The organism is Arsenicibacter rosenii (genome assembly GCF_001870735.1).
Classification (GTDB): domain Bacteria; phylum Bacteroidota; class Bacteroidia; order Cytophagales; family Spirosomataceae; genus Arsenicibacter; species Arsenicibacter rosenii.
Genome location: NZ_MORL01000308.1, coordinates 1 through 381 on the forward strand (window position 1 = coordinate 1; position 381 = coordinate 381).

Here is a 381-nt window from a genome sequence, read left to right on the forward strand (position 1 = left end):
CGTCAGATTGGTGTAGTGCTGCAAAACGGAGCCCTTATGTCGGGCAGTATTTTTCAGAATATCATCGGTAACTCAGAGCTGACACTGGACGACGCCTGGGAGGCGGCGCGTATGGCGGGGATGCAGGAAGACATCAGGCAAATGCCCATGGAAATGCATACCGTGGTCAGCGAAGGTGCCGGTACGTTTTCGGGGGGGCAACGGCAACGGCTCATGATTGCCCGGGCAATTGTTCANCTCGACAACCGGACACAGAGTCTGGTTTCGCAAAGTCTGGATAAACTTCAGGCAACCCGGATCATCATAGCCCACCGGCTAAGTACGATCAAGAACGCTGACCGGATTTATGTAATGGACAAGGGGACAATCGTTGAATCCGGT

The 381-nt window shown here is 53.7% G+C and carries 1 protein-coding gene; it reads left to right on the forward strand.

From position 1 onward, the window contains the following. Positions 1-15: 15 nt before the first annotated feature. Positions 16-381 (forward strand): ATP-binding cassette domain-containing protein (locus BLX24_RS31375; protein ID WP_445422175.1); only part of this gene is annotated, 366 nt, incomplete at its 3' end.